Raw genomic sequence first — 1,658 nt, forward strand, 5'->3', positions numbered from 1 at the left:
CGTAGGGATCGACGAACAGCGTCGTCCCCTCGCTCCCCTTCAACACAAACCCGTTACAGCCGAGATACCAGCCGACGACGCCGTCGCCGGGGTCGGTCGCCTCGATCTCCTCGCGAACGAACCAGTCGTCCCACGTCGAGTGAACCATGGCAGGGGGGTTCGGTGGGCGAGGGCAAATCGTTGGCGCCGGACGGGGCAGACGGGCGGCGCTCAGTTCCCCTGGATCGCGTCGATCACCATCGCGGCGGCGACGACGGGTTCGGTCGGCACGTCGCTCGCGTCGTCGATCGTCACGTCGTAGCGGTCCCGAAGCGAGAACTGCCCCTCGATGGTCCCGACGTGGTCGCCGTCGGCGTCGGTGATCTCGTACTTGTGGGGGATGAGTTCGCCGAACGGGAGCGAGTTTCGCGCCATCGTCGTGAGCGCGCCGCGGGAGTTGATCTCCGCGAGCTTGGCCTCCGTGTCGGCGTCACGGATCTTCCAAGTGTCCTGTAGCAGCGAGTAGTCGTTGTCCAGAATCACTACCTCCTCGTCGGTCGCGGCGTCGGTCAGCGTGTAGTCGCCCGCCACGTCGAGCATGCTTCCGGCGTTGACCTCGAACACCTCCTCGTCGTCGGCGTCGACGAACGGGAACTGCTCTTTCAGCTTCAGCATCTTCTGCTTCCCGCGCAGTACCACGTCCCCGTCGGCGTCGAGCGCCCGGAACTTGTTCCGGATCAGGCCCTGTTCGACGGTGTAGCTGTCATCGGCGAGTTCGATCCGCTCGAGATCGTAGTCGTCGGTCACACTCGTCGGCTGCCGCCCGACCATTGAAAAAAGCTCGTCCCTCGTTATCAGTCGAAATACTGTACGGCTGGACGGGAGCTACCCGCGGCCGACTCAGTAGCTGTCGTACACCGTCTTCGAGATGGTGTAGAAGTCGAGGCCGGCCTCGCCCTGCTCGCGGAACGTCTCGCTGGAGGAGGCCTTCATCCCGCCGAAGGGGACGTGGAGTTCGACGCCGGTGGTCTGCTGATTCACTTTCACCACGCCTGCGTCGATGTCGTCGACGAAGCTGTTGGCCTCGGTGTGGTCGTCCGTGACGATGCCCGCCGAGAGCCCGTACTCCACGTCGTTGGCGACCTCGAGCGCCTCGTCGTAGCCGCTCACGGGGATCACCGACAGCACCGGCCCGAAGATCTCCTCCTGTGCGAGCCGGCTGTCGTTGTCCACGTCGGCGAACACCGTCGGCTCGACGAAGTACCCCTTCCGGTCGATCGCGTCGCCGCCGGTCGCGAGGGTCGCGCCCTCCTCCTGCCCGACTTCGACGTACTCCAGCGTGCTCTCGAGTTCGTCTTTGCTGACCTGCGGGCCCATGTCGCCGCCCTCGAGACCGTTACCGGGCTCGATCGCCTCGGCCTGCTCGACGATCGCGTCGACGAACTCGTCGTACACGTCCTCGTAGACGATCGCCCGAGAGCAGGCGGTACAGGCCTGTCCCGTCACGCCGAAGGCGCCCCAGGAGACGATCTTGGCCGCCTTCTCGACGTCCGCGGAGTCCGAGACGACCGTGGGGTTCTTCCCGCCCATCTCGAGTTGGACGCGCTTGCCGTCCTCGGTCGCGGTGTCGTAGACGATGTCGCCGACCTCGGCGCTGCCGGGGAAGACGGCGGCGTCGA

2 protein-coding genes and 1 pseudogene are annotated in these 1,658 nt (G+C 65.7%); all 3 read right to left on the reverse strand.

The features are described from left to right. A pseudogene (locus ACFR9S_RS05520) lies at positions 1-148 on the reverse strand (MBL fold metallo-hydrolase); the annotation flags it as partial. Between the two features lie 62 nt (positions 149-210). Continuing rightward, positions 211-810: an LURP-one-related/scramblase family protein gene (locus ACFR9S_RS05525; RefSeq protein ID WP_379731887.1), complete on the reverse strand. Its 600-nt coding sequence runs from the start codon at positions 808-810 to the stop codon at positions 211-213. 69 nt (positions 811-879) lie between these two features. Continuing rightward, the coding region (locus ACFR9S_RS05530; RefSeq protein ID WP_379818240.1) for an aldehyde dehydrogenase family protein at positions 880-1,658 on the reverse strand (779 nt) is incomplete at its 5' end.

It is taken from the genome of Halolamina salina (genome assembly GCF_042678005.1).
GTDB classification, from domain to species: Archaea; Halobacteriota; Halobacteria; order Halobacteriales; family Haloferacaceae; genus Halolamina; species Halolamina salina.

Coding starts and splice junctions, on each gene's coding strand:
- ACFR9S_RS05525 (WP_379731887.1), bottom strand. CDS start 810: ATGGTCGGGCGGCAGCCGACGAGTGTGACCGACGACTACGATCTCGAG.